Genomic DNA, 5,584 nt, shown 5'->3' on the forward strand with positions numbered 1-5,584 from the left:
GGCCACACTCTGCGTTGGGGTACCTGTCTCCAAAGGAGTTCCGTCAACGTTTTACCTCAAATGCGGCTTAAAATGTCTGGACTTTTGGGGTTCATTAAGTGGTTCATGACCCCCTTTCGACACAAAGCCTGACCGATCACGGTTGGGCTTCTTTTCATTCAAATAGAAACAGCGGCAAACCTACCGCTGTCTTGGCTATCGTTTCTATCTTGCTTCCATTCACATGTCTTTGAGCAGGGCCGACTTGATCACCCACTGATCCTCATTCCTCACACACGGAAAACGAATGTCTTCTTTCGGATGATAGAGATAAAGGTGATCGTCCGTCTTCAAAAGGACTTGGCTTTCTCGAATCAGTTTTTCAATATCATGGCCATCCAGTTTCTTTTGCAGCCGCTCAGCCAAGCGTTTCCGGAGATGATGGGTGAAGTGGAACCGAACCGGGTTAAAGACCATCCCTCCTTTGTTTCATCTCTTGTAGGAAGTGATACACTAAGTCCCGTTTAAAATCCGGCAGGATCTTGACTAGAAGCATCGTAAACCGGAAAACCCCCATTTCCTTCACCATTTCCTCCACTTCCTTTTTCGATTCTTCTGAAACTAACCCGAATTCTTTGGAGAGGTACTGGATGATCTGCTCTACTTCATCCGAAGGAACTCCTTTTTCAGGCAACTCTTTGATCTTGGAGAGAACCTGAAAGGGGTTGTCTTTTTGATCATGAAATCGAAGGCTGAGTTCCAATTTGTTTTCTTCCTTGATCCCGATCACCTCCGCTTCGATTACCTGCATAGTATGCAAATGGAGGTCGTCAAGGATTTGGGAGATATGAATCAATCCGGATGTAAGGTGATCATCCTTGGTGACGCAGAACGCACCGTAATCCACTAATTTGGTGATCCTTACGGTGATGCGATCTCCCGCTTTATATGGAAGTTCGGCAGGACGGTCTTATTCATACAGGTACTTCATGATGTTTTCATCGATTCCCATGTTGTTCACTCCTGCTGTTTTTTGTATGATTCGATCTGTCCTCAAGTGTAATCTCATTTTAAAACAGAACCTGTCCTCATTCCAAAAGCCTTATCCTTTGGGAGGAAAGATTTGAAACGTTTCCCCTTGATAGGTGACCTCGACTTTTTCCGGTCCAATCGGAATCCGGTTCCAGCACCACTTGGCAATCTCATCCCGATCATCAAAATTCCCGACAAAATTCATTCCGGCATAATGAAAGCCTGCGCATTTCCTTTGCAAGTCAGGGTTTCTCATGCAATCTGCAAAGAACTTGGCAGCCATCGGGGGATAGCCCAGGATGACACCCATCAGTTGATGAAATTCCGGTTGATCCGATTCCAGATTCCGGAACTGTTCCAAAAAATACTGTTTGGTGCGGTCATTCGCAAAAAAACAAGATCTGATCGTCATGAATCGGCGTATGGGGAAATCCTTCTTCCTTCAATGTACGAATCTGAAACTCATCGTGGATGGAACATAGATAAGCCGGCTTTCGGCCTTCGCGAAAAAGTGAATACGTCATGCTTCATCCCTACTTTTGGACTTTCCTCTACTTTAGCAGATGCAAGGTCATAAGATAAGGTGCAGTAAACAATAGAGAGAAAGTTGAAAGATCAGAAAAAAGTGAGGCTGAATTAAACAAGATTAACGATTTCATCATTTTTCCATGATATAATCACAATAAGGAGGTATTCGGATGGATCATATGATCAAGTTTTTGCAGGAGGAATTCGCGAAGATCTACGAGAAGATTGGAGAACATCATCAAGATTCGAGCACATTTTGTAGATCACTGTGAACCTCTTGGGGAGGAAGTTCACAGACTTCAACCACTTTAGTTATAATGAAAATAATTGATATTACTGATGTTCACACACGGGTTTAGTTGCATCCCATATTGGAATTGAAACACTGGAACATGGTCAGGCATTTGCAAAAGTTCAATGTTTAGTTGTATCCATATTGGGAAGAACCCACGATAAAAATAGTATTGAAAGGGTTGTTCGGAAACGCCAAAGTCCGCAAAAATAAAGGGAAGTCAGGCTTTTTGGATGAAGGTTATTCAATCAATAAATCCCGAAACTTGGCCAAATCGAGGAGATGCCCGGAAAATCACGGATAAACTCAATAAAATCAAGGGGGACAGTGAACGCTGGATCAATAAATACACCTCAGAAGAGAAGAATGGATAGATGGTTCTGGCTAAAACGTAGATTTCAGCTCTTGGCTGGTATCAGAGATTGAGAGCGGTATTGAAGAAGAGGGTCTCATTAAGGATGGGGACTTATGAATATTGCAATAATTCTGTCCATAAACGAAACTGTTTCCTTCAAAAAACAGCAGCTAAGATAACAAATAAAAAAGAGCGACTTCGCTATCGCTCTTCAGAGCACTTGCGGGAATTGTGAAACCTATGGAAAAAGGAGAAATTTCTTTTCATTACCCTCTCTGTTGTGATAAATTGAAAATCCATCGTTGAAATACCGTTCTCGACTCTGAACGCTCCGTTTATGGCAGAGCCGTCATTTTATTTTATCAGGGGTGACGAGTATTTCTTTTAGGTTCGGAGGTATTAAACGCTAATTTTGCCGCCAATAAAATGACTTGAGAAACCATAAAGGTAACTCAAGTCATTCGTGTTTATACGGGAAATTTAAGGATAACTCGTTCACTCTGGAGGAGCGAATTCGGTGATGAAAACACTTTGCTCCGGTTCCCTGATTGTCAGATGATGAAAGGGACTCCATACAGTGATGCGGAGATCTTTAAGAGAAGATTGAAAATGAAGGTGATTCTTAAATATGCCGGATACGCTGGTACGTAGTTTCAACTCTCTTTTTGAAACCCTGTAAAATGAGATAAACAGAAAACAGCAGCAAAAAGTAACTGACCAATGGGATGATTTCCAGCCAGGTATCTGTCGTCAAATAATTTCTATTCTGCCCGATCAAACCGATCCACTCAAAGGTGATGGAGAAAAATTCGTCATAACCTCCTCTCACGTCGGTTCCGCCCAAGAAGAGATCAAACAAACTCAATTGTCCGATGAGATTAAGAACCTGAATCATTTCCTGGAAAAACAAAATAATAAAACTTTCTTTAAGAAAGGGAAAAAGATGTTTGCGGATGATCCAACCTTTTGATGCAACCAAGGTGATCGACACTTGAACGGAAAGCCGGTTTTTTAGCTCAATTGTTTGATGCTGAACGGTGGACAAGACCGGTGCGATGCCCAGTAAAATCATGAGCAGGGTTTGCAGCAAGGCCAATTGTAACGGCGAAAAAGAAGAAAAGAAACTGATCGGATATAATACGGAATACAGAACCAGAATCACGGGAATCCCGCTTAAGTAACCGAAGACTGAGATGTACTTGTTTTTTTCTTTGTTATCCATTTTGGGCTGGTTCATCCCGAAACAAATCCCCAATACCCCGCCGATCGCCAGGCGAAAAAAAGCAACGACCAGTGTGATTCCCATTGTATATCTCAATCCGTATAACATCAGAGTTAAGATATCCCGCCCCAATTGGTCCTTCCCCAACCAATGAGCGGAAGTAGGAGGTTCGGGTGCAGTAATCACCTGATTGGCATTAACATTGACCGGTTTTTCCTCTTTTGGAGAATAGGGGGCAACCCAAGGGCCCAAGATGGCAATGGCAACGAACAGAACAAGTAAAACAAGCCCGATCGTAAACGATTTTCTTCCTTTACTCATGCGCAAACCCTCTTTCCAGCCCTTTCATAACGAGAAGCATGAATCCATAAATGAGCAAAAAGAGCAAAACCAGGCACCAGAAACAGTTCACCACTGTGTTATAATCTTCGATTACATGATCGATGAGAAAATCGGTGATCCCCTGTAAATTGAACAAACGCTCAACAATAAACAGATTGCCGATCATCATGGAGTATATTTTAAACAGATCTCCTTTGATAAAGGGAAGAACATTGCGCAATACATGTTGCGCATAGATATACCCTTTCTTTAACCCCTTGGACTTAGCCGTCAAAATATAATCTTCCCTCAGTACCCGGTTCGTTTGATGAGACACCATTTGCACAATATAGAGAAAAGGAAGGTGGAACAGAGTCAGCAGGGGTAAAACAATCGCCGTATCCAGCGAAGTCGATGCCACTTCTGCAATTAAAATTCCGGTTGCTTTATAGATGGCAACGACCGCTAACTGCAACAGCAAAGCCAGGATAAAATCAGGAACAGTGTTGAAAAAGCTGAAAAAATTTTTTACCGATTCCCCTGCCGTTGCCAGCCTCATTCCCGCCCAGACCCCGAACAATAAGGAAAAAACGCCGGCAATTGTGAGATACAGGGCGGAGTCGATGAATGATGGAAGAATTTCCTGAAAGAAATTTTTCGGCTCCACCACCTGGCTATTCATTGTTTCACTGATTTTCTTTTTATAGATAAAACTTTTTCCGCTTGGGACCCCGGCTAAATAATCATAAACATCTCGGGCTTGCGTCTGCAAAACTTTCCAGACGGGAGGATTGTGGCGGGATAAAGAACCGGGAGCGTGGGGCGGCTTGAAAAAGAGTGCATCCAGCAACCCCGGCAAACCGGCCAAGACGAGAATGCTGACTGCCAGAATGAAAAAAGAGGCAATGTGTTTCATCATATTCCTCTTCCTTTTATATGAGTATTTGAGTGTACTATTTTTTGATTAATGTGTTTAAGAGTTTTTTGGCTCTATCTTGTTCGCTCGCAACATTTTTATTTCCATATCGTTCTTTTAGATAAAGATCAGTCAGTTCTTCCATAAATACTTTTTTGTCCGGTATAAATGGGGCGATCTTCCGGATATATTCCGTCGCCGTTTCGTTGGGACGTCTTTTGGTAAATGATTTACCTGCGAACTTGAGAAATGTACGATAGGTTCTTCTGATTGGTGTAAGTGAATTATCATTCATTTTTAAGTCTGTTTTTTTAATAGGGTTTATTTTAAAAAGAAATTCCCGCTCTTCGATTTCTTCTTCATGTTTAGCTGCAGATTTGATTGATTTGGTGTTGGATTCGAAGGATTTATAAATAAAATAAACGACGATGACCGAAATGAAAATCATAAAAGCCGATTGTACCCACTGACCACTAAAGCTATTTTGGTTGAGAGAAGATTGGACGTGGGTGAGTCCGTTTATTTGATTAACAGACGCATCATAAAATCGAGGCCTGAAAGGCAAGTCGTCAGGGATTAATTGCTCGAGAATAAATCCAACAACATCGATGACAGGAGAAAAGAGGTAAAATAAAAAAATGGCGATTGTTTTATAAACGGGCCAACCGGAAAGTTGGATGATCCATCCTCCCATAATTCCTGTAATTAATAAGGCAAAAGGAATAAAGAATTCATAAAGGGAGCTTTTTGATTGATGACTTTCCTCATCTCTCGACATTTTGGAGATCATCGATAAAGAAACCATCCTTGTAAACAAGAAAGCGATAAAAAAAAGAAAAACCTTAATGAACCCCAAAAGTCCAGACATTTTAAGCCGCATTTGAGGTAAAACGTTGACGGAACTCCTTTGGAGACAGGTACCCCAACGCAGAGTGTGGC

General features: G+C 41.8%; 6 protein-coding genes. 1 reads left to right on the plus strand and 5 read right to left on the minus strand.

Annotated features, from left to right (window positions below):
* Positions 1–219: 219 nt before the first annotated feature.
* Both I8U18_RS17265 and I8U18_RS17270 read right to left on the minus strand, forming a co-directional pair.
* The gene (locus tag I8U18_RS17265; RefSeq protein WP_198065164.1) at positions 220–456 is read right to left on the minus strand and encodes a hypothetical protein; all 237 of its coding nucleotides are present in this window, start codon (positions 454–456) and stop codon (positions 220–222) included.
* Complete coding sequence (locus I8U18_RS17270; RefSeq protein WP_198065165.1) at positions 446–886, minus strand: hypothetical protein; 441 nt, start codon at positions 884–886, stop codon at positions 446–448. The genes I8U18_RS17265 and I8U18_RS17270 overlap by 11 nt, the downstream gene beginning before the upstream one ends.
* Before the next feature lie 216 nt (positions 887–1,102).
* Here I8U18_RS17270 and I8U18_RS17275 point away from each other — a divergent pair, with 216 nt between their 5' ends.
* Positions 1,103–1,588, plus strand: coding sequence for a hypothetical protein (locus tag I8U18_RS17275; RefSeq protein WP_198065166.1), 486 nt, complete (start codon positions 1,103–1,105; stop codon positions 1,586–1,588).
* A gap of 1,220 nt (positions 1,589–2,808) precedes the next feature.
* Here I8U18_RS17275 and I8U18_RS17280 read toward each other — a convergent pair.
* The 3 genes from I8U18_RS17280 to I8U18_RS17290 form a co-directional block, all read right to left on the minus strand.
* Positions 2,809–3,729 carry an ABC transporter permease gene (locus I8U18_RS17280; protein ID WP_198065167.1) on the minus strand — a complete coding sequence of 307 codons (921 nt, stop codon included), beginning with the start codon at positions 3,727–3,729 and terminating at the stop codon, positions 2,809–2,811.
* A complete protein-coding gene (locus tag I8U18_RS17285) occupies positions 3,722–4,645 on the minus strand; it encodes an ABC transporter permease subunit (protein WP_198065168.1) in 924 nt (307 codons plus the stop codon). Before I8U18_RS17285 ends, I8U18_RS17280 begins: the two co-directional genes overlap by 8 nt.
* Before the next feature lie 37 nt (positions 4,646–4,682).
* Positions 4,683–5,584 (minus strand): DUF4129 domain-containing protein (locus tag I8U18_RS17290; RefSeq protein ID WP_232336449.1); only part of this gene is annotated, 902 nt, incomplete at its 5' end.

The organism is Thermoactinomyces sp. CICC 10522, from assembly GCF_016055075.1.
Taxonomy (GTDB): Bacteria; Bacillota; Bacilli; order Thermoactinomycetales; family Thermoactinomycetaceae; genus Thermoactinomyces_A; species Thermoactinomyces_A daqus.